The organism is Saccharospirillum sp. ABV4_185 (genome assembly GCF_056159245.1).
The window spans coordinates 796279-821388 of the sequence record NZ_JBSWUW010000001.1 but is presented as its reverse complement, the minus strand read 5'-3'; the positions used below and the strand labels follow the sequence as shown (position 1 = coordinate 821388).

Annotated in this window: 23 protein-coding genes; 6 read left to right on the top strand and 17 right to left on the bottom strand. The window is 57.2% G+C overall.

Annotated elements, in window-relative coordinates:
- Positions 1–82 precede the first annotated feature (82 nt).
- On the top strand, positions 83–2209 hold the full coding sequence (locus tag ACXAE6_RS03605; protein ID WP_475144630.1) for a TonB-dependent siderophore receptor: 2127 nt from the start codon (positions 83–85) through the stop codon (positions 2207–2209).
- An 86-nt stretch (positions 2210–2295) separates the two neighbouring features.
- Here ACXAE6_RS03605 and ACXAE6_RS03600 read toward each other — a convergent pair whose 3' ends face one another.
- From ACXAE6_RS03600 to carA, 5 genes are all read right to left on the bottom strand, one after another.
- Positions 2296–3228, bottom strand: a complete 933-nt coding sequence (locus tag ACXAE6_RS03600) for an SPFH domain-containing protein (protein WP_392798565.1) — start codon at positions 3226–3228, stop codon at positions 2296–2298.
- Between the two features lie 26 nt (positions 3229–3254).
- Positions 3255–3698 (bottom strand): NfeD family protein, encoded by a 444-nt coding sequence (locus ACXAE6_RS03595; RefSeq protein ID WP_475144626.1) that lies wholly within the window; start codon positions 3696–3698, stop codon positions 3255–3257.
- 73 nt (positions 3699–3771) lie between these two features.
- Positions 3772–4248 carry a transcription elongation factor GreA gene (gene greA / locus ACXAE6_RS03590; protein ID WP_475144623.1) on the bottom strand — a complete coding sequence of 159 codons (477 nt, stop codon included), beginning with the start codon at positions 4246–4248 and terminating at the stop codon, positions 3772–3774.
- Positions 4249–4377: 129 nt separating this feature from the next.
- Positions 4378–7599 (bottom strand): carbamoyl-phosphate synthase large subunit, encoded by a 3222-nt coding sequence (gene carB / locus ACXAE6_RS03585; RefSeq protein ID WP_475144620.1) that lies wholly within the window; start codon positions 7597–7599, stop codon positions 4378–4380.
- A gap of 78 nt (positions 7600–7677) precedes the next feature.
- The gene (carA, locus tag ACXAE6_RS03580) at positions 7678–8814 is read right to left on the bottom strand and encodes a glutamine-hydrolyzing carbamoyl-phosphate synthase small subunit (RefSeq protein ID WP_475144617.1); all 1137 of its coding nucleotides are present in this window, start codon (positions 8812–8814) and stop codon (positions 7678–7680) included.
- Positions 8815–9130: 316 nt separating this feature from the next.
- On the opposite strand from carA, the gene ACXAE6_RS03575 reads away from it, so the two are divergent.
- Both ACXAE6_RS03575 and ACXAE6_RS03570 read left to right on the top strand, forming a co-directional pair.
- Complete coding sequence (locus tag ACXAE6_RS03575) at positions 9131–9934, top strand: inositol monophosphatase family protein (RefSeq protein WP_475144615.1); 804 nt, start codon at positions 9131–9133, stop codon at positions 9932–9934.
- A gap of 82 nt (positions 9935–10016) precedes the next feature.
- On the top strand, positions 10017–10772 hold the full coding sequence (locus ACXAE6_RS03570; RefSeq protein WP_475144613.1) for a helix-turn-helix domain-containing protein: 756 nt from the start codon (positions 10017–10019) through the stop codon (positions 10770–10772).
- 32 nt (positions 10773–10804) lie between these two features.
- Here the strand turns inward: ACXAE6_RS03570 and ACXAE6_RS03565 are convergent, their stop codons facing one another.
- Both ACXAE6_RS03565 and ACXAE6_RS03560 read right to left on the bottom strand, forming a co-directional pair.
- Positions 10805–11722: a putative metalloprotease CJM1_0395 family protein gene (locus tag ACXAE6_RS03565; RefSeq protein WP_475144611.1), complete on the bottom strand. Its 918-nt coding sequence runs from the start codon at positions 11720–11722 to the stop codon at positions 10805–10807.
- A gap of 12 nt (positions 11723–11734) precedes the next feature.
- Positions 11735–11971 (bottom strand): hypothetical protein, encoded by a 237-nt coding sequence (locus tag ACXAE6_RS03560; protein WP_392798587.1) that lies wholly within the window; start codon positions 11969–11971, stop codon positions 11735–11737.
- Between the two features lie 281 nt (positions 11972–12252).
- On the opposite strand from ACXAE6_RS03560, the gene ACXAE6_RS03555 reads away from it, so the two are divergent.
- Entirely contained in the window at positions 12253–12978 is a 726-nt protein-coding gene (locus ACXAE6_RS03555; RefSeq protein WP_475144609.1) for a ComF family protein, read from the top strand.
- Positions 12979–13059: 81 nt separating this feature from the next.
- A complete protein-coding gene (locus ACXAE6_RS03550; RefSeq protein WP_475144607.1) occupies positions 13060–14034 on the top strand; it encodes a serine/threonine protein kinase in 975 nt (324 codons plus the stop codon).
- Between the two features lie 64 nt (positions 14035–14098).
- Here the strand turns inward: ACXAE6_RS03550 and ACXAE6_RS03545 are convergent, their stop codons facing one another.
- The 9 genes from ACXAE6_RS03545 to ACXAE6_RS03505 all read right to left on the bottom strand — a co-directional run bounded on the left by ACXAE6_RS03545 (position 14099) and on the right by ACXAE6_RS03505 (position 23025).
- Positions 14099–15850: a hypothetical protein gene (locus tag ACXAE6_RS03545; RefSeq protein WP_475144605.1), complete on the bottom strand. Its 1752-nt coding sequence runs from the start codon at positions 15848–15850 to the stop codon at positions 14099–14101.
- Positions 15851–16107: 257 nt separating this feature from the next.
- Entirely contained in the window at positions 16108–16557 is a 450-nt protein-coding gene (nusB, locus tag ACXAE6_RS03540; RefSeq protein WP_475144602.1) for a transcription antitermination factor NusB, read from the bottom strand.
- Positions 16554–17048, bottom strand: coding sequence for a 6,7-dimethyl-8-ribityllumazine synthase (ribH, locus tag ACXAE6_RS03535; protein ID WP_392798601.1), 495 nt, complete (start codon positions 17046–17048; stop codon positions 16554–16556). Before ribH ends, nusB begins: the two co-directional genes overlap by 4 nt.
- Before the next feature lie 53 nt (positions 17049–17101).
- A complete protein-coding gene (gene ribBA / locus ACXAE6_RS03530) occupies positions 17102–18223 on the bottom strand; it encodes a bifunctional 3,4-dihydroxy-2-butanone-4-phosphate synthase/GTP cyclohydrolase II (protein WP_475144597.1) in 1122 nt (373 codons plus the stop codon).
- A 52-nt stretch (positions 18224–18275) separates the two neighbouring features.
- Positions 18276–19397 carry a bifunctional diaminohydroxyphosphoribosylaminopyrimidine deaminase/5-amino-6-(5-phosphoribosylamino)uracil reductase RibD gene (ribD, locus tag ACXAE6_RS03525; RefSeq protein ID WP_475144594.1) on the bottom strand — a complete coding sequence of 374 codons (1122 nt, stop codon included), beginning with the start codon at positions 19395–19397 and terminating at the stop codon, positions 18276–18278.
- A gap of 2 nt (positions 19398–19399) precedes the next feature.
- Entirely contained in the window at positions 19400–19858 is a 459-nt protein-coding gene (gene nrdR / locus ACXAE6_RS03520; protein ID WP_392798609.1) for a transcriptional regulator NrdR, read from the bottom strand.
- A gap of 405 nt (positions 19859–20263) precedes the next feature.
- Positions 20264–20584 carry a c-type cytochrome gene (locus ACXAE6_RS03515; protein ID WP_475144589.1) on the bottom strand — a complete coding sequence of 107 codons (321 nt, stop codon included), beginning with the start codon at positions 20582–20584 and terminating at the stop codon, positions 20264–20266.
- A gap of 53 nt (positions 20585–20637) precedes the next feature.
- Positions 20638–22023 (bottom strand): L-serine ammonia-lyase, encoded by a 1386-nt coding sequence (locus ACXAE6_RS03510; RefSeq protein WP_475144586.1) that lies wholly within the window; start codon positions 22021–22023, stop codon positions 20638–20640.
- 114 nt (positions 22024–22137) lie between these two features.
- On the bottom strand, positions 22138–23025 hold the full coding sequence (locus tag ACXAE6_RS03505; RefSeq protein WP_475144583.1) for a LysR family transcriptional regulator: 888 nt from the start codon (positions 23023–23025) through the stop codon (positions 22138–22140).
- Between the two features lie 101 nt (positions 23026–23126).
- Here ACXAE6_RS03505 and ACXAE6_RS03500 point away from each other — a divergent pair, with 101 nt between their 5' ends.
- Positions 23127–24143 carry a zinc-binding alcohol dehydrogenase family protein gene (locus ACXAE6_RS03500; RefSeq protein ID WP_475144580.1) on the top strand — a complete coding sequence of 339 codons (1017 nt, stop codon included), beginning with the start codon at positions 23127–23129 and terminating at the stop codon, positions 24141–24143.
- A 6-nt stretch (positions 24144–24149) separates the two neighbouring features.
- On the opposite strand, the gene ACXAE6_RS03495 is transcribed toward ACXAE6_RS03500, so the two are convergent.
- The gene (locus tag ACXAE6_RS03495) at positions 24150–25067 is read right to left on the bottom strand and encodes a DMT family transporter (protein ID WP_475144577.1); all 918 of its coding nucleotides are present in this window, start codon (positions 25065–25067) and stop codon (positions 24150–24152) included.
- Between the last annotated feature and the right edge of the window lie 43 nt (positions 25068–25110).

Below are 25110 nucleotides of genomic sequence, written 5' to 3'. Positions count from 1 at the left end.
CCCTCCTTACACACTATGACACCCCTGATAACCAACTGGTCGCAGGCATCCTCCGATGCTCGGCCTACCGAGGATGTCTATCATGTTCCAACCCAAACCCCGGATGATTTCAGCATGGACTCGCTGTCAACGTTCCACCTCTGTCCTGCTGTGTTGTACTCCGTTGGTGTTTGCACCGCTGAGTGTTCAGGCCGAGCAGACTGAGGATGAGACCGAAGAAGAAAGCTTCCGTCTTGCACCCATCATCGTTAACGCCCAGGTGCAGGCCGATGACGATGCCGAATCCACCGTTGCCCAGGAACTCTGGGTCGGCGGCAAAGTCGCCACCAGTATTCTCGATACCCCGGCTTCAGTGTCGGTGATTACGCAGAAAGAAATTGAGCAGCGCGGAGCGAGCACCACTGAAGAAGTGTTGGAATATACAGCCGGCGCCATTTCGGATTTTTGGGGCACAGATGACCGTAATGATTATTTCCAGATTCGTGGTTTCAACGCCACCACCTATCGCGATGGTATGACCCTGGGTTCCATGCGCGGTGTGCGTGAAGAGCCTTATGCGTTTGAGCGTGTTGAAGTATTACGTGGCGCTAACTCAACCTTGTTTGGCCCAGCCGAGGCGGGTGGTTCCATTAACTTCGTCAGCAAGCAACCGCGTTTCGAAGAGTTTGGTTCAACCTACCTGACGGTGGGATCGTTCAGTCATCTCGAAGCTGGTGTGGATTTTGGCGATGTTCTTAATGAAGACGAAACTCTGGCTTATCGTTTAACCGGAAAAATTAAAGACAGTGAGCGCGAGTACGATTATTCGCGCGATAATTCTGGCTTTGTTATGGGCGGTCTGACTTGGGATGCGACCGACAACACCACTGCTACCGTTATTGTCGATTACTTGAATACCGACAGCACACCAAACAGCGGTGGTTATCCGATTGGCGAAGAATACGATCGCAGCGACTTTTTCGGTGAGCCAGACTATAACTTCCATGACGTTGAGCGTACTACACTGACCAGTCGTTTTACCCACATCTTCAGTGACCGACTCAAAGTCACAGGCAACCTGCGCTACAGCGACCTGACTGACGACTTCGGATATGTCTACTTAAATGACGACACCGCGACGGCCGGTGCCGAACGCGATTATTTCGGTTCGGAGCAGTCTGGTCAGGAGTTTATCGGTAACCTGATGGCGCAATACGATAGGCGCTTTGATGGGATGGATAGTAGCACCACTGCTGGGTTGGAATATCGCAACGCCACTAGCGAAAGCTCCAGTTATTATGGTTATCACGCCGCTGGAACCATCGATTTAGACGATGTTAATTATACCGGCGCCCCAACCGGTTTAACGCCTTACAGTGTTAAGGAAAATGAATACCTCTCCGGTGCCATCTTCCTACAGCAGAACTTGTCATTTCTGGATCGCTATATTGTGACTGCGGGCATTCGTAATGACATGCTGGATCTGTCCGAAACCGATAAGCTGGCCGATACCACCGACTCTGATACGTTTTCGGAATTTTCCGTGCGTGGTGCTCTGACCTACATCGTCAGCGATTCGGTTTCTACCTATGTCAGCATGGTTGAATCGGTGCAGCCACCGTCGGTTGGAACTGAGCCGGAACGGGGTCGTCAGTACGAACTGGGTGCTAAGTACTCCCCAGAAAACATGAACGCTATCTTCTCAGCGGCGGTGTACCATTTGACCAAAGGCAACAACAGCATTGCCGTGGTGCAGAACGATGGCAGCATCTCTCGTGAAACGCTCAGTGAATCTCAAGCTTATGGGATCGATCTTGAATCCAAGGCGGAGTTGACTGAAAACCTGAGCCTGACCGCTGCCTATTCCTATATGCAGTCAGAAGTTATTGAAGGAACGGTTAGAGGTACATCGGTCAAGGGCAATGAATTAGCGACGGCTCCGCATCACACAGCATCGCTGTGGAGTTATTACTCGCTGCCGACCTATAGCGCCAGCCTTGGTTTAGGGGCACGCTATGTCGGCGAGTATTACTACAATGCGTACAACACCGGTAAAAGCGATGCAGCCATCATCTTCGATGCGGCTCTTGGCTATCAATTGTTCACCAATGCGGATCTTTCCGTTAACGTCAGCAACCTGTTTGACGAACAACATGTAGTTAATTCCGGTACTGCCGATTACTACAACCCCGGTCGTGAAATCACCGCAACCGTTAGCTATAACTGGTAAATAAGTCGTTTAACGGAACGCAATAAAAAACCCGGAGCAGATCACTCGGCTCCGGGTTTTTTGTATTGGTACGGCGTGCTAAATACTCAGTTACCCGCCTTCTTCAACACTTCCGACAGACCCGCAACCGCACCGCCAATATTTGACAGTTCGGCGGGCAGGATCAGCGTATTATTGGTTTTGGCGAGCTTGCCGAATTCACCGACATACTGCTCGGCGATGCGCAGGCTGACCGCGTCTTTGCCGCCCGGTGTCTGAATTGCTTCGGCGATTTTGCGCAGACCTTCGGCGGTGGCGATGGCGATCAGTTCGATCTCCTTGGCGCGGCCTTCAGCTTCGTTAATCTGCTTGAGTTTTTCACCTTCGGAGAGGTTGATGACTTCCTGTTTCTGACCTTCAGAAACGTTGATCATGGCTTGACGTTCGCCTTCGGATTTGGCGATGGCGGCGCGACGTTCACGCTCGGCGCGCATCTGTTGTTCCAGCGCATCCTTGATGCTTTCCGGCAGGGAAATGTCGGAAATTTCGTAACGCAGTACTTTGATGCCCCAGGGCGCAGCGGCTTCGTCCAACGCCTTAACGACCACTTCGTTGATCTTGGCGCGTTCTTCGAAGGTTTTGTCGAGGTCGGTCTGGCCGATCACCGAACGCATGGTGGTTTGTGCCAGCTGGCTGGCGGCGTTGCGGTAGTTGTCGACGCCGTAACTGGCTTTGTGAGCATCGATAACCTGAATGTAGAGCACGCCGTCGATACCAACCTGGATGTTGTCCTTAGTGACACAGTCCTGCTGGGCAACGTCGATGACTTCCTCTTTCAAGGTGTGCTGGTAAGCGACCTTGTCGATAAAGGGAATCAGGATATGAAAACCGGAGTCGAGGGTTTTGGAGTATTTACCCAAACGCTCGACGACGAAGTTGGAACGCTGCGGAACAATGCGCGCTGTCTTGAGAATGACGACAATAACAGCGAGGGCAATACCCAGCGCCAGAATAGTGCCGATATCGAGAAAGCCGTTCATGGGATGTCCTTATTGAGTGGGGGGATTCAGTTGGGGCGCTGGCGACTGACGGTCAGCCGGATGCCTTCGTTAGCGACGACCCAGGCAACATCGCCGGCTTTAAGGTCGTCGTCGCTCAGTGCGTCCCAGGCGACGCCATTGAGAATGACGCGACCGGCGCCCTGATTGAAATCGTGTTCTACGGTGACGCGTTCGCCCAAATCCTGACGAAAAGCGCTGTGGCTTTCGCCTTGGTCAGTCGTGAAGCCACCGAACCAGGCTTTCAGGCGACGGCGGGCAAGAACCAGTGAGCCGAGGCTGACAATACTGAAGGTTAATAACTGCCAGGTCAGGCTATCGATCCAACCCAGCCACAGCAAAATGCCGGTCACCAAAGCACCGAGGCCGATAAACACAGCGACGACACTGGTCGCCAATAATTCAGACAGAATCAGCAGGATGCCGACAACAATCCAGATGATCGCATTCATCCCGGTTTCCCCGTGGTGGGGCGTCCGTTTTCACGAACGCACTGCTGTTTATTGTTGTACTTATTGCGCGGATTTATTTGTGTTGAACTTGCTCAATTTCGTATTCAACATCACCGCCGGGGGTTTTCACCACCACTTCGTCGCCTTCTTCTTTGCCGATCAGGGCGCGGGCAATGGGTGAGCTGTAGGAGATCTTATTGACCTTCACATTGGCTTCATCTTCACCGACGATTTTGTAAGTGACGCCCTGGTCGGTTTCCAGGTTGAGCAGCGTGACGGTGCAACCAAAAATCACTTTGCCGCTGTGCGGAATATCGTGAATGTTGATCACCTGAGCATTAGACAATTTGCTCTCGATTTCCTGAATGCGACCCTCGATAAAACCCTGCTGTTCGCGCGCCGCGTGGTACTCGGCGTTCTCTTTTAAGTCGCCATGTTCCCGCGCTTCAGCAATGGCTTTGATGACAGCGGGCCGTTTGTTTTGTTTGAGGTCTTTCAACTCATTTTGTAAGGCGATTTCGCCTTCGAGTGTCATCGGGTGACGTTGCATCTGAGTGCTTCCTGTACTGGAACCGGACGGTTAAACCGACGCGGCTGATGATTCAAATTCGGTGCTTGCCTGATGGCAAAGAAAAAGGGCGCCGCAGCGCCCTTAATTAAATCGCTTGGCGCTGTCGGATCAGGCGATGTGCTTTTCGTGCAGTTGTTGCAAGCGGCGCACGGCAGTGTTCTGGACGAACTGTAGCGCCATGACCGAGGCCTCTGCAGCGGCCATCGTCGTAGTGTAGTAAACCTTGTGTTGCAATGCACTACGGCGGATGGCGGAGCTGTCGATGATCGACTGGCGTCCTTCGGTGGTGTTGATCATAAAGGCGACTTCGCCGTTCTTGATCATATCCACCAGGTGCGGACGACCTTCTTTCACCTTATTGACCACGCTGACCGTCAAGCCTTCGCTTTCCAGGAACTTGGCGGTGCCGCTGGTGGCGCACAATTCGAAGCCCAGTTCGGCCAGAGCACGGGCCGTCGGCAGAATGGTTTTCTTATCGCGATCCTTAACCGAAACGATCACCTTGCCGGTTTCCGGCAGACGTGTGCCAGCACCGAGCAGGGCTTTGGCATAGGCTTCGGCAAAGGTTTCGCCGATGCCCATCACTTCACCGGTGGATTTCATTTCCGGTGACAGAATCGGATCGACACCTGGGAACTTATTGAACGGCATCACCGCTTCTTTGACCGAGTAATAGGTCGGGATCAGTTCCTGGGTGAAGTTCAGTTCGGCCAGGGTTTTGCCGGTCATGACCTGAGCGGCAATTTTCGCCAGCGATACGCCGATGGCTTTGGACACGAACGGCACCGTCCGTGACGCCCGCGGGTTCACTTCGATGATGTACAGCTGGCCGTCCTGCCAGGCCATCTGGACGTTCATCAGGCCGATGACATTCAGCTCCAGCGCCATGGCGGTGACCTGTTCGCGGATCAGGTCGAGCGCTTTCTGTGGCAGGCTGTAAGGTGGCAATGAACAGGCGGAATCACCGGAGTGAACGCCGGCCTGTTCGATGTGCTGCATGATGCCGCCGATGACTACTTGCTGGCCGTCGCTGACCGCATCGATATCAACTTCGATGGCCGCATCGAGGAAGTGGTCGAGCAGCACCGGGGCGTCGTTGGAAACGCGCACCGCATCGTTCATATAGCGCTCAAGTTCGCTCTCTTCATAAACGATTTCCATGGCCCGGCCGCCCAACACATAAGACGGACGCACCACCAGCGGATAGCCGATTTTTGCCGCCACGGCGAGCGCCTGTTCGTGGCTGCGCGCCAGACCGTTTTCCGGCTGCAGCAGGCCGAGTTTGTCGGCCATCACCTGGAAGCGTTCGCGGTCTTCGGCGCGGTCGATGGCGTCCGGTGCGGTGCCGATAATCGGTGCGCCGGCGGCTTCCAGATCGCGCGCCAGTTTCAGCGGTGTTTGGCCACCGAACTGAACGATGACGCCCTTGGGTTTTTCCAGTTCGATGATTTCCAGCACGTCTTCGAGCGTGATCGGTTCGAAGTACAAGCGGTCGGAGGTGTCGTAGTCGGTGGAGACGGTCTCCGGGTTGCAGTTGACCATGATGGTTTCAAAACCGTCTTCGCGCGCCGCCAGCGAGGCGTGCACACAGCAGTAATCGAATTCGATGCCCTGACCGATACGGTTGGGACCACCACCGATCACCATGATTTTATCGCGATCACTCGGCGCTGCTTCGCATTCCTCATCGTAACTGGAATACATATAGGCCGTGCTGGAGGCGAATTCAGCAGCGCAGGTGTCGACGCGTTTGTAGACCGGGCGAATGCCCTGGGCCCAACGTTTTTTGCGCACTTCCTGTTCGCTGACACCGACCAGACGCGCCAGGCGTTCGTCGCAGAAACCTTTGCGTTTTAATTGGCGCATGCGGGTTTCGTCGAGGTCTTTCAGGCCGGATTCGGTGAGCGTTTTTTCTTCGTTGATCAGGTCTTCGATCTGCACCAAAAACCATGGATCGATGCCGGTTAAACGCTGCACTTCCTCGACGCTGAAATCGGCACGAAAGGCATCGGCGATGTACCAGATGCGCTCGGCGCCGGGTTCTTTCAGTTCGCGCACGATGGTGTCGATGGCGCCCTCGGCATTGAGGTCGATCTTGGCGTCCAGACCGCCGACATTCACTTCCAATCCGCGCAGTGCTTTCTGCAGCGATTCGGAGAAATTCCGGCCGATGGCCATCACTTCGCCGACCGATTTCATCTGGGTGGTCAGGCGGTCGTTCGCCTGCGGGAATTTTTCGAAGGCGAAGCGCGGAATTTTGGTGACCACATAGTCGATACTCGGCTCGAACGAGGCCGGGGTGACGCCACCGGTGATTTCGTTGCGCAGTTCATCGAGCGTATAACCGACCGCCAATTTGGCTGCGACCTTGGCGATGGGGAAGCCGGTGGCTTTCGACGCCAGTGCCGAGGAACGGCTGACGCGCGGGTTCATTTCGATGACCACCATACGGCCGGTCTGCGGGTCGACGCCGAACTGAACGTTGGAACCGCCGGTTTCGACGCCGATTTCACGCAACACCGCGAGCGAAGCGTCGCGCATGATCTGGTATTCCTTGTCGGTCAGCGTTTGCGCTGGCGCGACGGTGATGGAGTCGCCGGTGTGCACGCCCATGGCGTCGAAGTTTTCGATGGCGCAGACGATGATGCAGTTATCCGCTTTGTCGCGCACCACTTCCATTTCGTATTCTTTCCAGCCGATCAGGCTTTCGTCGATCAGCAGTTCGTTGGTCGGCGATAAGTCCAGACCGCGTTCGCAGATTTCATCGAACTCTTCTTTGTTGTAAGCGATGCCGCCGCCGCTGCCGCCCATAGTGAAGGACGGCCGGATGATCGCCGGGAAACCGATCCAGTCGAGGATGTCCCAGGCTTGCTGCATGGAGCGGGCGATGCCCGAGCGCGGCGTTTCCAGGTTGATGGCTTTCATCGCCTTATCGAACCGTTCGCGGTCTTCGGCCTTGTCGATGGTGTCGGCGTTAGCACCGATCATCTGTACACCGAACTTTTCCAGAACACCGTGTTTTTCCAGATCGAGCGCGCAGTTAAGCGCGGTCTGGCCGCCCATGGTGGGCAACAGCGCATCGGGTTTTTCCTGCTCGATGATCTTGGCCACTTCGGTCCACACCACCGGTTCGATGTAGGTGGCATCGGCCATGGCCGGGTCGGTCATGATGGTGGCCGGGTTGGAGTTCACCAGAATGACGCGGTAACCCTCTTCGCGCAGGGCCTTACACGCCTGGGCACCGGAGTAGTCGAATTCGCAGGCCTGGCCGATGACGATGGGGCCAGCGCCGAGGATCAGAATGCTTTGTATGTCTGTGCGTTTGGGCATGGGTCAGTCGCTTCGCTTTGTGACGCTTGACGCATGACGGGAGACGGGAGACGCAGGTCAGCGTCCAGCGTCTTCCGTTCAGCGTTTTGCGTGATCCATTAACTCAATAAAGTGGTCGAACAGGGGCGCGCAGTCGTGCGGGCCGGGGCTGGCTTCCGGGTGTCCCTGGAAACCGAACGCTGCCTTGTCGGTGCGGTGAATGCCCTGGACGGTGCCGTCGAATAGTGAGCGGTGTGTCAGCTCGACGTTGCCCGGCAGACTGTCACCATCGACTGCGAAGCCATGGTTCTGGCTGGTGATCATCACCGTCTTGTCGGCGATGGTTTCCACCGGGTGGTTGGCGCCGTGATGGCCGGTCGCCATCTTCATGGTCTTGCCGCCACTGGCCAGTGCCAGTAACTGGTGGCCGAGGCAGATGCCGAATACCGGAATCTCGGTTTCCAGAATCTGCTGAATGGCTTCAATAGCGTAATCGCAAGGCTCAGGATCGCCCGGTCCGTTCGATAAGAAAACACCGTCCGGGTTCATCGCCAGCACGTCTTGGGCTGGGGTCTGCGCCGGAACGACGGTCAGTTTGCAGCCGCGATCGACCAGCATGCGCAGGATGTTGCGCTTGGCGCCGAAGTCGTAGGCGACAACGTGGTAGTTCAGTTCCGCCTCGGTTTTTTCGCTGTGGCCGTGGCCCAGTTGCCAGCTTCCGGCGCGCCAGTCGTACTGTTCTTTGACGCTGACGACCTTGGCCAAATCCATATTTTTCAAACCGGCAAAACCGCGTGCTTTGGCGAGTGCGTCCGCTTCATCAATGTTGTCACCGGCGACGATGCAGGCGTTCTGGGCGCCTTTCTCACGCAGCAGCCGGGTCAGACGACGGGTGTCGATATCGGCGATGGCGACGACGTTATTGGCGATCAGAAATTCGCTCAGCGAACCCTGGCTGCGGAAGTTCGAATGCAGCAACGGCAGATCGCGGATGACCAGGCCGGCTGCCCAGACGCGGTCGGATTCGTTGTCTTCATCGTTGGTGCCGGTATTGCCGATGTGAGGATAGGTGAGGGTGACGATTTGTCGGGCGTAGGATGGGTCGGTCAGGATTTCCTGGTAACCGGTCATGGCGGTATTGAACACCACCTCACCGATCGATTCTCCAGGAGCGCCAATACTGACCCCCCGGAATAGACTACCGTCGGCGAGAGCAAGTATGGCTGGCGTACTCAAGATCCGTTCCTCTGGTTAAAGCGAGTGGACGTCATGGGTATCGGCACCTTGATGGTTGCTGTTTAGCAACCTGACCGGATGGACAATAGTCCTGGCCTCTTTCGCAAAAAAGCGAGATGAAGTAGCCTCCATCCCGCTCGGAATTCGTTTGCGATGTGCAAAGTCGCGACCTGTGCTCAGCAGCTTAGACGCAAACGTCTGATTTTGCTGTGCCGGCGATCCGGGTGCCGTGCCCAAATTTCGGGGATTCTACCCAAGAAGCAGCCTGGCTGTCCACCGAACTGGGCCGTGAATCATGCCTTTCAGAGGAACGACCATGTCGTTAAATGCTCGTCTGTCCTTTACTGAAGACCTGGCCGTTCAGGCCGGTCAGTTGATCCGCAAGCGCCGCGAAGCCGGCAATCTGAATACCAATTTCAAAGGTGGCATTGAACTGGTGACTGATGCCGATCTGGCATCGGAGCAGTTGATCACCAATGCCATTGCTGCCAGCTATCCGAAGGACGCCATCCTGGCTGAAGAAAGCAACCAGTCGCTGAGCCAGGCTGAATTGAACGGCCCGCTCTGGGTCATCGATCCCATCGACGGCACCGTTAATTACGCCCACGGTCACAATATGGTGGCAGTCTCGGTGGCCTGGTACGACGGCGGCGAGGCGCAAGTCGCGGTGGTCTATAACCCCTTTCTGAACGAATGCTACACCGCCATTCGTGGCCAGGGTGCCTGGCTTAATGGTCAACCGATTCAGGTCTCGGGTAAGACTGAGCTGGCGCGTTCTATCGTCGGTACGGGCTTTCCCTATGATCGCGCCGCCCGGGCGGAATTGTTACCACGGCTGAGTCGGGTGTTGGCGGAATGCGCTGATGTGCGGCGCCTGGGTTCGGCGGCGATGGATATCTGCTGGGTGGCCAGCGGTCGTCTGGATGCCTATTACGAATCGATCAGTCCCTGGGATGGCGCGGCCGGTCAATTAGTGGCGCGCGAAGCCGGCGCCAGTCTGAGTCATTTTCTGCCGGGCGATGGTGACTTGCCGGAAGAACTTGAGGGGCGCCATTGGTTGATCAGTACGCCGGGCATTCATGAGTCGCTGAGAGCTATGTTGGCGTCGCAGGGAGACTAGCGAACAGTCCGTTCATTAGGTAAATGGTGGTGGGATGTGCGACGATTGGTAGCGTCTAGTGCTACCAAACAATGCCGCCACCATGTCTCAAACAGCCCAACTCGTCGACACCCTCAAACGCATTCTGCGCGAACGCAAAATCACCTATTCCGATGTGGCCAGCCATCTGGATCTTAGTGAAGCCAACGTCAAACGGATGTTCTCCAAACGCCATTTTACCTTGGCGCGATTGGAAGAAATCTGCGCTCTGGCGGGTACCGACCTGGGTTATCTGATGACCCGTATGCACGAGCGGGCGATGAATCTGGATGAGTTGAGTGAGGCCAGCGAAGCCGAGTTGGTGTCCAATCCGAAACTGTTGTTGATGGCGCAGTTGATGGTCAACCGCTGGTCGTATGAAGACATCCTGGCCACCTATCAGATTGAAAAAGAAGAAGCCTGCAAACTGCTTGAGCAGTTGGATGGGATGGGGGTAATTGAGCGCTTGCCGGGCGAGCAGATTCAAATCAAGATTTCGCGCGATTTTCGCTGGATTCACAACGGACCGGTGTATCAGTTTTTCCGGCAGCACATCTCGGATGAGTTTTTTGACAGCAACTTTGATCCACGCCTGGGTGAAATTCTGGTGTTTGTCGGCGGTATGCTGTCGCGCGAATCGAACCAACGCATGCAAAATGCGATTCGCCGTCTGGCCAAAGAGTTTGATGAGTTAAGTCTGGACGATGCTCGGTTGCCGCAAAACGATATTTTCGGCACCGGTCTGGTACTGGCGATGCGTCCCTGGGAATTGAGCATCTTCACGCAGATGCGCCGTGGACCTATTACCAAGAAGTTTTGATTGTTCGACCCGGCGATGAAGGCGCCGGGTGCTTAAACGATGAAGTCCAGGTTGCGGCCGACAGTCGCCTGTTGATCGCGGTACTGTTCGCGCACCAGAGCCTGATCGTTGACCTCACGGCTCTGCTCGAAAATGGCCTCGAAGCGCTCGCGAGCGTTATCCACTTCCTGCTCTCTGACTTCGTTATTGCGCTCACCGGAGCGCTCCGTCCGGTTCTCCGATTCCTGCTCAATCGAGCGGGACTCTTCGACTTCATTTTCACTGTCGGCGCTCTCAATGCGCTCTTCCTGACGCAGTTCAACCTGGGCCTGCAACGCCAACAAAGTAGCCTGGGCGGCAACGGCACGATCCTGATTGGACGGTTCGGCCGGGGCCAAAGCCGCCTGGCGAACCTGTTGTGCTTTTAAGCGAGTGGCTTCAGGGTTGCCCGGTACCGGTGACAGATCAATTGGAACCTCGCCGGATACCGCATAGCGACGACCGTCCGGACCGGTGGTGTAATCCAGTTTCATCGAACCGGCATGCTGACCGCCGATGGTCTGGTGCGCCTGTTCGTGACTGCGCACTTCGCGATCGCGGCGAGCCAGGTCGCGGATGGTTTCCAATTGTTCTTTCTGGATGCGTTCTTCGTTGCGACGCTCAGTCAGGTTTTGCGGCTGATCGTCTTCAGATGGATCTTGTTGCGCTGCACGGGGGGCTTGTTCGACGGGCGTTGCTGGCTCCCCGGTTGTGCGCTGTGATGAGCGATCGTTGGTTTGTTGGGTGCGGCGCTGTTGGGCCACATCCTGGTCCGGACGGTTTTGGCCGGCCGCGGTCGCCTCACTTTCTTCCACCGGAGAAAACACTGCCGTTTCATTGCGACGACGCAACTGCGCCTGCTGATCAGGATCGTTCAGTGGGGCAACACTGGGCGTTACGGAAGTTGGGGTAAGGCCGCTGACTGTCGACATCGTTGTACTCCGTTAAACCTCGATATCCAGCAAGCTGCCTAAGGTCGCTGAGCCGGCCTCGACAACTCGAGCGCTGGCCTGGACCTGAGTCTTGCCTTCAATCTGTTCAACTAAGGGAGGAGCGAGGTCTTCAGTTCCGCCTTCCTCGGCTGGAATATTGGCACGCGCAATCTCATGGCCGCTGCGAGCCAGAGAGTTCATGCCGGTATGGATACCGGAAATTGCACTGCTGAAGACTGAACCTATCATTTCATGCTCCGGGATGATGTCCCTGAAGTTACAACGAAAACGGTTGGATCAATGGGTTCAAGCGTTTGAAAATCCGTTTGAAACGTTTGAATTGAGCATATTTTAACCAGCATTGGAGGCCTTGTTGTAACAAATTGTTATAAAAGCTCAATTTAATGGTCATTTTGCCGACTTAATCACAGTTCGACCCCCAATCCGTGCATTTGCAACACTGGTTATTGCGCCTCAGTGCCGGCCTTTCTTACAGTATTCGGCGATTTGAACCGAGTGAGCAGGCACGGATGCCATCAAAACTCCCTTCTTTTATTCATCCGGCTGCGGTTGCGTTTGGCGCTGCGGTGAATCGCGTTATCGGGCTGCAGTGTCCGTTGTGCGAGCAATCCTCGGTTGCCGGGGAGCTGTGTGAGCTATGCCGCAGCTGGTTGCAACCTCTGTCCGATCCCTGCCGTGGTTGTGGGGCACCCCATACTCTGGTGTCGCTGTGTGGCCGTTGCCAGCGCCGCCCGCCACCCTGGCAGCAACTGCGAGTCGCCTGGCCGTTTGCCGAAGCATGCCGGTTTCTGATCCATCAAATGAAGTACCACCAGGATTACGCCAGTACCCGGGTGTTGGCGAAACAATGGCTGTCATTGATGCAGGCTCAGCTGGATCTGTCGGCCGATGCTTTGCTGGCGGTGCCGGTACACCGCAGCAAGCTGAACCAGCGCGGCTTTAATCAGGCGCAGTGGCTGGCCACGATCTGGTCGCAGCTGCTGGGAATTCCTCTTTGGCAGGGCGCTTATAAGCTGCGTTCGACGCCGGCTTTGGAAGGGTTGAACCGGCGTCAGCGCAAGGCGGCGTTGAGCGGTGTGTTTAAGGTCACCGGGCCGGTGCCGAAGCGGTTGATTGTGGTCGATGATGTGCTGACCACCGGTGCCACCCTGAGCGAGCTGAGTCGCGAACTGTTGCTGGGTGGTGCTCAGCAGCTCGAAGTCTGGACGCTGGCGCGAACGCCGCTGGGTGACTAAGCGCAGTGCCACACTCTTAACCCCGCACTTCAGTCTGCCTTTGCTCTACAATGCGGCGACATTTTCCCGCCAGGCTGTGATATGACCACAAGCGCCCACCCTTACGATGCTCTGAGCCAGGACCGGCTGATTGATTGGATCGAGTCACTCGGCCTGTGGTCGGACTATCGACTTTACCCGCTCAACAGTTACGAGAACCGGGTCTATCGGGTAGGCATCGAAGACGCCGAACCGATGGTGGTAAAGGTGTATCGACCCGGGCGCTGGAGCGAAGCACAAATCCGCGAGGAGCTGTTGTTTACCGCTCAGTTGGCCGAGGCCGATGTGCCGGTGGTGCCAGCGCTGGAAATTGCCGGTGATGTGCTGCACGAACGCGACGGTTTCTACTTCGCCTGTTTCCCGATGCGCGCCGGTCACGCCTTTGAGCTGGATAACCCCGATCAGCTGTATCGTATTGGTCAGCATCTGGGTCGACTGCATAACATCGGCGCCGTGGCAGACTTTGCCCATCGCCCGCGCTTGTCGCTACTGGAGCCGCTGCAACAGGCGCAGAGCTTCTTTGCCGACAGTCCGCTGCTGCCGGACGATCTGCGCACCAATTATCTGGCCACGCTGGAACCCTTGCTGCGCTTGATGAGTGACCGCTTCGAGCCGATCTATCGTGATCTGCCGGTGCATCGCATCCACGGCGATTTTCACGCCGGCAATATTCTCAGTCGGGGTGATCAGTTGTTGATCGTCGATCTGGACGACACCGTGATGGGGCCGGCCGCTCAAGATATCTGGAAGCTGCTGTCCGGTGATGTGAATGAACAGCGCCTGCAACTGAGCGAACTCGAAGAAGGCTATGAGCAGTTCCGCGCCTTTCCCAAAAAAGATCTGGCCCTGCTCGAACCCTTGCGCACGGTGCATATGGTGCGCCACACCCTGTGGATTGCGCAGCGTTGGCAAGACCCGGCCTTTCCGCGCGCCTTTTCCTGGTTCGACAGTGGGCGCTTCTGGAGTGATCACTTACTGGCGTTGCGCGAGCAGTGGTCTCTTTTACAGGAAGCTTGATCGCTGCAGGAAGCATCAGCAGCAACAAAAAAGGCGGCCGCAGCCGCCTTTTGAGGTTTAAGACTTAGGAAGTGACTCCAGTCGCCTGAGTGATTTCCAGGCGGATGGTGCCATTGCGGCTGTTGCCGAAGTCGCGCACCTGGATGGTGTATTCACCCGGCGTTAGGAACTGTTCGATCAGCGAGTCGCTGCCTTCGCCGCCATCGTCGTCTTCCAGGTTCAGGCCGCCGCCGCTCAGCGTCAGGACGGTGTCGATGGAGCCGGAACTGGCGCTGATGCTGACGGTGCGAGCACTGTCAACGGTCAGACGATAGGTCAGCGGCTGGCCATTGGTCATTTGACCGTAGACCACATCACCGGGCGCCACATCGCCGCTGTCCTGCAGGCGACCAACCGCTTCGGCCTGAGTGACGCTGAGGTCGAACACGCCGCCGGCGTCACCGTAAGCCGATACCTGAATGCTGTATGTGCCCGGTTCCAGCAGCGTTTCAATGCGTGAGTTGGTGCCTTCGCCGCCATCGTCGTCGCGCAGGTTAACGTTGTTACCAACCAGAGTGATCAGGGTGTCGAAGTTGTCTGAACCCACATTGATGGTGATCTCAGAGCGTTCTTCGATGACCAGGCTGTAGGTGTTGTCGGTGCCGCTGTGCAGACCCGTCAGTTGTTCACCCGGCTCAATCTCGCCGCCGTTGGTCAGGTCGCCGCTGAACGGCTCAATGCGGGCGCGCAGGTCATATTGGCCGCCGCTGCCAGAACCGAAGGATTGCACCAGCACGCGGTAATCACCCGGGCGCAACAGGGAATCGATTTCCGAGTTGGTGCCGCTGCCGGAGTCGTCGTTGCGCTGATCGCCATCGGGACCCTGGAGTTCCAGCACGGTGTCGAATTCAGACGACGCCAGGTTGAGGGTCACCTGAGCCAGCTCATCGAGCGTAAAGCGGTATTCGTTATCACGACCGTTACCCAGTACGCCGATGATTTCGTCACCGTTAGACAAGGGACCACCGTTGCGCATGCCTTCGGGCATCAAACTGGCGGTGGATTTCAGGTAGAAGGCTTGGCCGTTAGTCGTGGCGACAGCGGCGCACTCATCATCGGGCAGGTTGTTGGTGGGGCGCTGGCCAGGAATCAAAGAGATTTGGTAATCGCCCGGTTCCAGATAGGTGGTCATGCGCAGCTCTTTATCACCGCAAGCCAGGGCCTGATCGCGGAAATTATCACCGCTGATGCTCAGACCAAGGCGACCGCTGGTATCGATCAATTGCAGGTCGAGTTCGGTGGCGTCGTCCACGTTCAAGGGTAAATTCATCGGCTTGTTGCCGCCCATTTCCGCGAGAATGGATTCGCCGGCTTCCAGACGGCGAGTCGAGTCCGAGGCGCTGACCGCATTCAGTTGATAGGGACCATAGGCGTTGCTGTTCTGGCCACTGACGATTAGTGTTACGCACTGTTCAGCCGGAGGATCGATCAGCACCAGGCCACCCTCAGCACCGGTCGCTTTGTTGCCGGCGCCAATCAGGCTGTAGTTTTCATCGATCAGCGACAACCGAGCGCTGAATGGACCCTGGAATTGATACAAGGCGATGGCATCACCATTGCCCGCACAAAAGCGATGACTGGAATAGCGGGTGCCATCGTTCAGGTTGACCGGGCTGGCCGAGGTCAGTTCACCGCGCAGATTGTCGCCCAGTGTTGAGACAGGGACTTCTTCAGCGAATGACGGGGAGGCAAAGACGGCGCTCAGGGTGACGACCAGGCTCAGGCCAGTCAGTGGGCGACGCGCCCTGAGTTGAGTTGCGCTCAGGCGGCTGATCATGAAATACATCTCCTTGGGGGATAGTTCACAGCCAGGTCTGCCTAGCTGCTCAGCAAAGCGGGAACTATAGGCAGGCATCTTCAAATGGTAAAGTTGAATGCATTGGTTCGTGAGCCCCGTCAGGCTTTTGAATCAGGGGGCTTGCGTTGCGTTTGAATTTCCGCCTCAAGCGACGCGAAATCGTTTGAACGTGGTGGGCCGCACCCGGCTCGATTGCAGCCGGATGCGGTTGAGGGAAGGACCTGAATTTTGCCTGATCAGCCCTTACGGCCGGCCTGAACTTCCGGTTGGCGTAAATGCTGCGCGAGTTTATCGAGCACGCCGTTCACATAGCGGTGGCCTTCGCTGGCACCGAACACCTTGGACAGCTCGACACCTTCGTTGATCACCACCTTGTACGGAACGTCCAGTCGGTGGACCAATTCATAGCTGCCCATACGCAAAATCGCCAGTTCTACCGGGGTCATGTCCCGGGTTGGACGATCGGTGAAGCGTTCGATCTGGCTGTCGAGGTCGGCCTTGGTGGTGGCGACGCCGCGCAGCAGTTCCGAGAAGTATTCGCCGTCGACCTTGGTCATATCGTGATCGGCATTGAACTCGGCTTCGATCTGACTGATTGGCGAGGCCGAAACCTGCCACTGATACAAGGCCTGCACAGCCAGTCGCCGCGCTTTGCGGCGGGCCGCCATGGAAGGACGTTCGCTCATTCGCTGGCCTCGATCTGCTTGAACAGGTTGACCATTTCCAGGGCGACCTGAGCGGCTTCGGCGCCTTTGTTACCAGCCTTGGTGCCGGCGCGTTCGATGGCCTGTTCGATGGAGTCGACGGTCAGCACGCCGAAAATCACCGGTACGTTGGTGGCCAGCGACACCGAGCTCAGACCACCAGCGGCTTCACCGGCGACGAAATCAAAGTGCGGTGTGCCGCCACGAATGACTGCGCCGAGCGCGACGATGGCGTCATAACGATCAGTCGCTGCCAGCTTCTGACACACCAGCGGCAATTCATAAGCACCGGGAGCGCGCACGATGGTGATCTGGTCGTCTTTGATGCCATGGCGCTTGAGCGCATCGACAGCGCCGTCAAGCAGGCTTTCAACCACAAAGCTGTTCCAGCGACCCACGACAATGGCGTATTGCGCCGCGTTCGGCGAAAAGTCGCCTTCCAGAGTTTTCAGTGCAGAGGTGAGTGTCGACATCGTCCTATCCTGTTGGTGGAGCGATTGCTCCAGGCAAAAATTAATGTGGCCGGTCAGTCGCCGGCCGCAGCGATATATTCTGTCACTTCCAGGTCGAAGCCGGAAATGCCACCGAATTTGATCGGTGAACTCAGCAAGCGCATCTTGCCGATGCCCAGCTCACGCAGAATCTGCGAGCCAGTGCCGATGGTGTTATAGGTGCCGTATTTATCGACCTTGGGATTGCGTCGATTGGGTTCGCCCTTGCACTGCGCCAGTTCGGTCAGCACATCCGGCGCTTGCTGCACATCGAGCAGCACCACACAGCCAGCGCCTTCTTCGGCGACGCGTTTAAGTGAAGCATCCAGCGTCCAGCCATGGCCGCGTGGTGGCGCGACGCCCAATAAATCGCGCAGCGTCTGGGCGACGTGCACGCGCACCAGGGTTGGTTCGTTAGGATCAAAGGGGCCGCCTAAGGTCAGCGCCAGATGGGTGCCGCCGCTAACGCCATCGCGAAACACCTGCATATCGAAGGGCCCGTTGCGGGTGTCCAGACGATTGGTCTCAACACGCTCAATGGTACGTTCATTCAGAATGCGGTAGTGAATCAGATCGGCGATGGTGCCGATGCGCAGGCCATGTTCTTTGGCGAAGACTTCCAGGTCCGGCCGGCGCGCCATCTCGCCGTCTTCTTTCATGATTTCAACGATCGCTGCTGCGGGAATCAGACCGGCCATGCGCGCCAGATCGCAACCGGCTTCGGTGTGACCAGCGCGACTCAAAACGCCGCCAGGCTGGGCGCGCAGCGGGAAAATATGGCCGGGCTGAACGATGTCTTCGGGCTTGCTCGCCGGGTCGACGGCGACGCGAATGGTGCGCGCCCGATCGGCGGCGGAGATGCCGGTGGTGACGCCGTGCGCCGCTTCGATGGAAATGGTGAAAGGCGTGCCAAAGGCCGAGCCATTGTCTTTCTTCACCATGGGTTCCAGACCGAGGAAATCGCAGCGCTCGCCGGACAGCGTCAGGCAGATCAAACCGCGCGCCTTGGACGCCATAAAGTTGATGATTTCGGGCGTCACTTTTTCGGCTGCAACAATCAGATCGCCTTCGTTTTCCCGATCTTCATCATCCATCAGGATGACCGGTTTTCCCTGGCGAATGTCGTCAATGATGTCTGCGATACTGTCCAGTGCCACTGCGGGACCTCGTCGTTGTAAAAGAGCGACCGCAGCGCGGCCAGGCTCGCTGTCAGGTTAGGGTAGCGCTCGGGCTTTTCAAGCGCGGTTGCAGCCGCCAGCACAGATCGGTGCCCAGGCTGAGTCGTTCGATCACATTAAATTGCTGGCCATCGCTCAGTTGGCTCAGAGCGGTGGCGTACAGCGGGCGGATGGCGGAGCCCAAAAAAACCGGCGCCTGATAGAGCCGCACTTCATCGACCCAGCCGCCATCAAGCAGGCTGGCCGCCAGCGTCGCGCCGGCTTCTGTCCAGACTTCGTTGTAGCTCTGTTCACCCAGCCAGTTCATGACGGCGGTTAAATCGAGCTGGCCGTGAATGTTCAGCGGTAGTTCGTGCAGTCGGGCACCAGCGTCCAACAGTTGTTGTTGCGCGGCCTGATTGTCGTTCGGGCCATGCAGCAACCAGGTTTCGCCGTCGAGACCGAGTATTTTGGCATTGCTGGGCGTACGCAGGTGGGTATCGAGCACTATGCGGGCGGGCTGACGCCAGTGGTTGTCCAGCCGCACATTGAGCGCTGGATCGTCGGCCAGCACCGTGCCAATGCCGGTGAGAATCGCACAGCTGCGCGCCCGGCCCTGTTGCACATGGTGGCGTGATTCGGCGCTGGTAATCCACTGGCTGGCGCCGTTAGCCAGCGCCGTTGCGCCATCGAGACTGGCGGCGAGCTTTAGCGTTAGCCAGGGCTGGCCTTTACGCATACGTTTAAGAAAGCCGGCGTTCAGTGCTTCGGCGTCGGCACGCAGTATATCGGTGCGAGTCTCGATGCCCGTCGCTTCCAGTCGCACCAGGCCACGGCCAGCCACATCCGGATTCGGGTCTTGCATGGCGGTAACGACACGGCTTACACCGGCCTTAATCAAAGCATCGGCGCAGGGCGGGGTGCGACCATGATGACTGCAGGGTTCGAGCGTGACATAGGCGGTGGCGCCGCGGGCTTTGTCGCCGGCAGCGGCCAGAGCATGAACTTCGGCATGAGCTTCACCGGCGCGCTGATGGAAGCCTTCGCCGACCACTTCGCCATTGCGCACCAGCACACAGCCGACGCGAGGGTTGGGGCTGGTGGTGGTCAGCCCACGTGCAGCCAGTTGCAGCGCGCGGGCCATCCAGATGCTGTCATGACGGTAATCGGGCACGATCAGGGCTTCTTGCTTTCCAGACGGTCGATCTCGCTGCGAAATTCGCTGAGATCCTGGAAGGAACGATAAACCGAGGCGAAGCGCACATAGGCGACCTGATCGAGATCGCGCAATTCATCCATGACCGCTTCGCCAACACGGCGCGAGGGCAATTCACGCTCGCCAGTGGCACGTAATGCCTGCTTGATACGGGCGATGGCGGCTTCCACATCCTCGACACTGACTGGGCGTTTTTCCAACGCTCTTTGCAGGCCGGCGCGCAGCTTGAGTTCATCGAAGGCTTCGCGGTTGCCGTTTTGTTTGATCAGCCGCGGCATCAACAACTCGGCGCTTTCGTAGGTGGTGTAGCGTTCGCCGCATTCCAGACATTCGCGACGCCTGCGCACCTGCTCGCCTTCGGCAACCAGACGCGAATCGATCACCTTGGTGTCCTGAGCTTTACAGAAGGGGCAATGCATGACGGCTGCGCTGACTCAATGCGTGAATGGGGGTAAATATTTGAACGCCGTAGTGTACTGGCAATGCACACTTTTGGCGATCAATTCACCCTTTTTAGCGTCTTGACTTTTACCGAGTCCGCCAGGAATCGGGCTTGGCGGGTGATGATTATTCACATGGTGGGCGTGCACCGTCTCAGTGCTTTTGACGTCTTGTCTTAGCGTCGATCAATCTATGATCAATTCAGCAACTCTATGATTTTAATGAGTTTTTTATTGTTGGTTATTTTTTGATCAATAAATTGCAACAACAGTGTCATGCCACTAAGGCGTTGCTATAAAGAGGCTGTGCACAATTTTATCCACAGATTCTGTGGATGGATGAGGCCAGCCAGCATGGCAGGCGGACCGGCCGGTTTTCAGCGCTCAGCGACCCGGCGCCAGGCTGGCGTAATAGGCCGCCAGGTTACGGATGTCGTCGTCGGACAGACCTGCGGCCAGGCTCCACATCACCGCCGCGTTACCACCCTGGCGGTCGCGACTTTTATAGGCCTGCAGCGCCGACACCAGGTAGGCTTCTTTCTGGCCGGCAAGGTTGGGATAAACCGGAGCATTGGAAATGCCGGCGACGCCGTGACAACCGACGCACAGGCGCGACTTATCACGCCCGGCATCAATATCGCCGTCGGCCAGCGCCAGCGGGGAGAGCAGAACAATAAACAGCGTACTGATAATTCTGAGGGCCATGGATGTTCCTAAAAATAGACGTCAGGGGGTTCAGCTTAAAGCCCGCACGCCAATCAGCAAACCACCACATTGACCGCCAGACCGCCGAGCGCGGTTTCTTTATATTTAGCGGTCATGTCTTCGCCGGTCTGGCGCATGGTTTCGATCACCTGATCCAGCGACACTCTGTGATCACCGGGTTCGCGCAGTGCCAGCCGCGCTGCCTGTATGGCTTTAACCGCACCAAAGGCGTTGCGCTCAATACAGGGCACCTGCACCAGTCCACCGACCGGATCGCAGGTCATCCCCAGATGATGTTCCATGGCGATTTCCGCTGCGTGTTCGGCTTGCGCCGGACTGCCACCGAGCACCGCCGCGAGTCCGGCGGCGGCCATCGACGAGGCCACGCCGATTTCGCCCTGGCAACCCATCTCGGCAGCCGAGATGGAGGCATTGCGCTTGTACAACCAGCCAATGGCGGCACAGGTGAGCAGGAAGTCCGTTTCGGTGGCCTGATCGAGGCTGGGTAAATGAAAGCGGATATACGCCAGTACCGCTGGAATAACCCCGGCCGAACCGTTGGTGGGCGCGGTGACCACCCGGCCACCGGCGGCGTTTTCTTCGTTCACGGCCAAAGCGTAGACGCTGACCCAGTCGATCAACGCCAGTTCATCGGTGGCTGGTTTTTCTTTTAGCGCCTTGACCATTCGTGCGGCGCGACGCTGAACGTCCAGACCGCCGGGCAGGGTGCCGGTCAGGGTCATGCCTCGATCCAGGCAGGCGAACATGGCGTCGATGATCAGCTTGCTCCAGGCAGCCAGTTCAGTGTCGGAACTACCCAGGCCGTTTTCGTTGGCGCGAATCAGTTGCGCAATGCTCAGTTGATGCTCGTTGCATTGCGCTAACAGTTCGGTGGCGTTAAAGAAGGGATAAGGCCGGCTGTCGGGAAATTCCTCGAGCAAATCCCGATGCGCCGAATCGCGCGCCAGCTCATTGGCAATGGCGCCGCCGCCGACCGAATACCAGGTTTCGCTGAGTAAGACGATGCCGTTGGCGTCTTCGGCGGTAAAACGCATACCGTTGGGATGCTCGGGCAGGAAGACGTCTTTAAACAGACGCACGCTCTCGTCGAGATTGAAACGAACCTCATGCTGCCCGGCCAGCGGCAGACATTGCTCGGTGCGCACTTTGAGGAAAGTCTGATCGGCCTCCTGCGGATCGACAGTGGCCGCATCCAGACCGCAAAAACCCAGTACCACCGCTTTATCGGTGGCGTGGCCAACACCGGTCAGCGCCAGCGAGCCATAGAGGTCGGCGCGCAATTGTTCGACCTGGTCGAGCAAAGCCTTCTCCTGCAGATGCAGCACAAAACGTTCAGCCGCGCGCATCGGCCCGAGAGTATGTGACGACGATGGGCCAAGCCCGACCTTAAACAGATCCTGTACTGAATAGGGTTGCATCGATCAGCTTCCGAATGGGAGTGGTTAGCTGGGCATTGTTGTTGCTGAAGTTGGCCTTGTCGATCTGCGTGCCTTGGTTCAGTCCGCTATAAACTGTATGGCTGTGTTGCCAGTCTACTGGCGATAGGTCGTTAATCGCTGTTGCAGAAATTCCCTTAAGGCTGTTACTGCCGGTGTTAATGACAAACGATGCGCACACAACAGATACAAGGGCGTCGCTTCGGTGGGCCAGTCGGGTAACAGAACTTGCAGCCGACCGGCCTGCACATCGGCTTGCACATCGAGTGCCGACTTGTAAGCAATGCCCTGACCGCGAATCGCCCAGCGCCGCACGCAATCAGCGTCGTCACTGCTGCGGTCGCCGCTGACGCGTACCGTCTGGTCACCAAAACGCCAGCGATCGTGGAGACGATCACCCAGCAAAAAGCGCAGGCAATTGTGCTCGTTCAGGTCGGCGGGTTTTGCCGGTGTACCGTGCTGGCGCAGATAGTTATTTGAGGCGCACAAAACGCGATGGTTATCGGTCAGCAACGGCAAAGCGACCAGACTGGAGTCTTCCGGTAGGCCATAGCGCAAGGCCAGGTCGACCGGTTGGCGATAAAAATTACTGAGTCGATCACTGACGCGTAACCTGAGGCGTAAATCCGGATGGAGAGCCATAAAGTCATCGAACCAGGGCAATAACAGATGACGACCGATATCCGATGGCATGGCAACCGTCAGTTCGCCGGCAATGCGTTGGCGCTGTTGATTGATGGCCGCTTCGCCGGCCTCTATGGCATTTAAGGCGGCTTTGGCGTGTTCCAGGTAGTGCGCGCCTTCGGTGGTCAGGCGCAGATTGCGGGTGGAACGCACCAGCAGGCGTAAATCCAGTTCCGCTTCGAGTCGTTTGATCGCCAGGCTGGCTACGGCCGGAGTGATGTCCAGTTCGCGGGCAGCAGCAGAAAGGCTGCCCAGTTCGGCGGCCTGTACCAGAACCTGCAAATCATCCAGTCGCACCATTTTCAATAATCTATAGAAACTGAAACGAGTATTTTGCTCTATTTCTATAAAAAAAGCTTTGCCATGCTGAGCGTCCTGAACCATTAAGTGGAGATTATTAAATGAAAGCCGTTGCCTTTACCCAAAGCCAAACCATCGATCAGGCCGAGGCCTTGATTGACCTGGACCTGCCGATGCCGGAACCCGGCGCGCATGATCTGCTTGTCGCGGTGCGCGCCGTTGCAGTGAATCCGGTGGATACCAAGGTGCGCAGCAGTGCACTACCGCAGCCGGGTGAGCCTCGGGTGCTGGGTTATGATGCGGTTGGTGTTGTTGAGGCCGTAGGTACCGAGGTGACCGCCTATCAGCCGGGTGACCGGGTCTGGTATGCCGGCAGCATCGCCCGGCCGGGTTCCAATGCCGAATATCAGTTGGTGGATGAGCGCATTGTCGGTACTGCTCCGTCTCAGTTGAGCGATGCCGAGGCTGCGGCTTTACCGCTGACGGCGATCACCGCCTGGGAATTGCTGTTTGATCGGCTGGAACTGGATCGACGCGACACTCATGGTCAATCGCTGTTGATTGTTGGCGCGGCCGGTGGTGTCGGGTCCATCCTGATACAGCTGGCCAAGCAGCGTACTGATTTGCAGGTGATTGCTACCGCATCACGTCCTGAAAGCCGCGACTGGGTGACTTCGCTGGGCGCCGATATGGTGCTCGATCACAGTCAGCCACTTGATCAGGCCTGGCAACAGGCAGGGCTGGAACCGGTTGATTATGTCATCAGCCTGACCCACACCGACCGCCATTTCGATGCACTGATTGAGCTATTGAAACCTCAGGGCAAACTGGCGTTGATCGACGACCCGGACCTTATCGACGTACGCAAACTCAAGCGTAAGAGTTTGTCACTGCACTGGGAGCTGATGTTCACCCGGCCGCTGTTTGGCACCGACGACATGATTCGCCAGCAGCAGTTGCTGAACGAGGTCGCGCAACTGGTCGACGCTGGCCACATTCGCACCACCCTGGCTGAGGAATTAGGGTCTATTAACTCGACTAACCTCAAGCGCGCTCATGCGCTGCTGGAAAGTCAGCGCACTATTGGTAAGTTGGTGTTGAGCGGCTTTGCCGACTGAGTGCCGTCAGCCGGTGATCGGTGGCGGCGCTTCCGGCGGTACCGATGGCTGGCGTTTTTCCTGGCTGAGATAGACGCCCACAAAGACCAATACGATAGCGATCCATTGCCACAGATTGACGCGCTCGCCCAGCAAGGCCATCGAAAACAGCAGGGTAAACACCGGGAGCAGGTTGGTGTAGCCAGCGGCGACCGAGGCTTTCAGATAGGTCAGTGAATAGTTGTACAGGCCGTAGGCGCCGAGCGTGGCAACCAGACCGAGGTAGACGATGATGCCGAAGGTGCTCAGCGAGATCTGCTGCGGCCAGTCGGACATCAACGCCAGCGGGAAGAAAAAGACTGATCCGACGCACGCCTGAAAGGCGGTAATAAAGAAGGCGGAATAACGCCGGGTCAGGTTTTTCACCATCAGCGTATAACCGACCGCCGCCGCCATGGCGAGCAGCTCGAGCGTATTGCCGAGAATGGCGTTGGGCGCCTGGTCGTTGTCTTCGCCGGCGAGTGTCATAACGATGACCCCGGTCACCGCTATCGCAAAACCGACCCACTGGCGCGGCAGGGTGCGTTCTTTTAATAAAAAGTAGGCGGCGACGGCGACCATCAGCGGCAACATGGCGGTGATCATCCCAGCCTGACCGGCGCTGGTGTATTGCAGCGCCTGAGCTTCGAAGATGAAATACAGGCAGGGTTCAAACAACGCCATACCAGCGAGCAACTTCCAGTCGCCTTTTTGATAATTAAAGCCGTGACGCAACCAGGGCCAGACCACCAGAAATGCCAGCGCGCCGACGCACATGCGCAGGAAGACGACGATCATCGGCGACAGTTCAGTGACCGCCAGCTTCAGGGCAATAAAGGAAGAACCCCAGAGCAACATGGCGAGCAGCAGCGCCAGATGAGCGCGCAGGGTGACATTATCCGGCATGGCACGACCTCATTTTTTTGACCCTGTAAAACAACAAAGCCCC

Excerpts from the sequence above, each read along its gene's own strand:
- ACXAE6_RS03500 (WP_475144580.1), top strand. The coding sequence starts at position 23,127 with ATGAAAGCCGTTGCCTTTACCCAAAGCCAAACCATCGATCAGGCCGAG.
- ACXAE6_RS03565 (WP_475144611.1), bottom strand. The coding sequence starts at position 11,722 with ATGTCGACAGTCAGCGGCCTTACCCCAACTTCCGTAACGCCCAGTGTT.
- ACXAE6_RS03560 (WP_392798587.1), bottom strand. The coding sequence starts at position 11,971 with ATGATAGGTTCAGTCTTCAGCAGTGCAATTTCCGGTATCCATACCGGC.
- nrdR (WP_392798609.1), bottom strand. The coding sequence starts at position 19,858 with ATGCATTGCCCCTTCTGTAAAGCTCAGGACACCAAGGTGATCGATTCG.
- ACXAE6_RS03545 (WP_475144605.1), bottom strand. The coding sequence starts at position 15,850 with ATGATCAGCCGCCTGAGCGCAACTCAACTCAGGGCGCGTCGCCCACTG.
- ACXAE6_RS03570 (WP_475144613.1), top strand. The coding sequence starts at position 10,017 with ATGTCTCAAACAGCCCAACTCGTCGACACCCTCAAACGCATTCTGCGC.
- ACXAE6_RS03595 (WP_475144626.1), bottom strand. The coding sequence starts at position 3,698 with ATGAATGCGATCATCTGGATTGTTGTCGGCATCCTGCTGATTCTGTCT.
- ACXAE6_RS03505 (WP_475144583.1), bottom strand. The coding sequence starts at position 23,025 with ATGGTGCGACTGGATGATTTGCAGGTTCTGGTACAGGCCGCCGAACTG.
- ACXAE6_RS03495 (WP_475144577.1), bottom strand. The coding sequence starts at position 25,067 with ATGCCGGATAATGTCACCCTGCGCGCTCATCTGGCGCTGCTGCTCGCC.
- ACXAE6_RS03575 (WP_475144615.1), top strand. The coding sequence starts at position 9,131 with ATGTCGTTAAATGCTCGTCTGTCCTTTACTGAAGACCTGGCCGTTCAG.
- greA (WP_475144623.1), bottom strand. The coding sequence starts at position 4,248 with ATGCAACGTCACCCGATGACACTCGAAGGCGAAATCGCCTTACAAAAT.
- ACXAE6_RS03605 (WP_475144630.1), top strand. The coding sequence starts at position 83 with ATGTTCCAACCCAAACCCCGGATGATTTCAGCATGGACTCGCTGTCAA.
- nusB (WP_475144602.1), bottom strand. The coding sequence starts at position 16,557 with ATGAGCGAACGTCCTTCCATGGCGGCCCGCCGCAAAGCGCGGCGACTG.
- ACXAE6_RS03600 (WP_392798565.1), bottom strand. The coding sequence starts at position 3,228 with ATGAACGGCTTTCTCGATATCGGCACTATTCTGGCGCTGGGTATTGCC.
- ACXAE6_RS03555 (WP_475144609.1), top strand. The coding sequence starts at position 12,253 with ATGCCATCAAAACTCCCTTCTTTTATTCATCCGGCTGCGGTTGCGTTT.
- ACXAE6_RS03510 (WP_475144586.1), bottom strand. The coding sequence starts at position 22,023 with ATGCAACCCTATTCAGTACAGGATCTGTTTAAGGTCGGGCTTGGCCCA.
- ribH (WP_392798601.1), bottom strand. The coding sequence starts at position 17,048 with ATGTCGACACTCACCTCTGCACTGAAAACTCTGGAAGGCGACTTTTCG.
- ACXAE6_RS03550 (WP_475144607.1), top strand. The coding sequence starts at position 13,060 with ATGACCACAAGCGCCCACCCTTACGATGCTCTGAGCCAGGACCGGCTG.
- carB (WP_475144620.1), bottom strand. The coding sequence starts at position 7,599 with ATGCCCAAACGCACAGACATACAAAGCATTCTGATCCTCGGCGCTGGC.
- ACXAE6_RS03515 (WP_475144589.1), bottom strand. The coding sequence starts at position 20,584 with ATGGCCCTCAGAATTATCAGTACGCTGTTTATTGTTCTGCTCTCCCCG.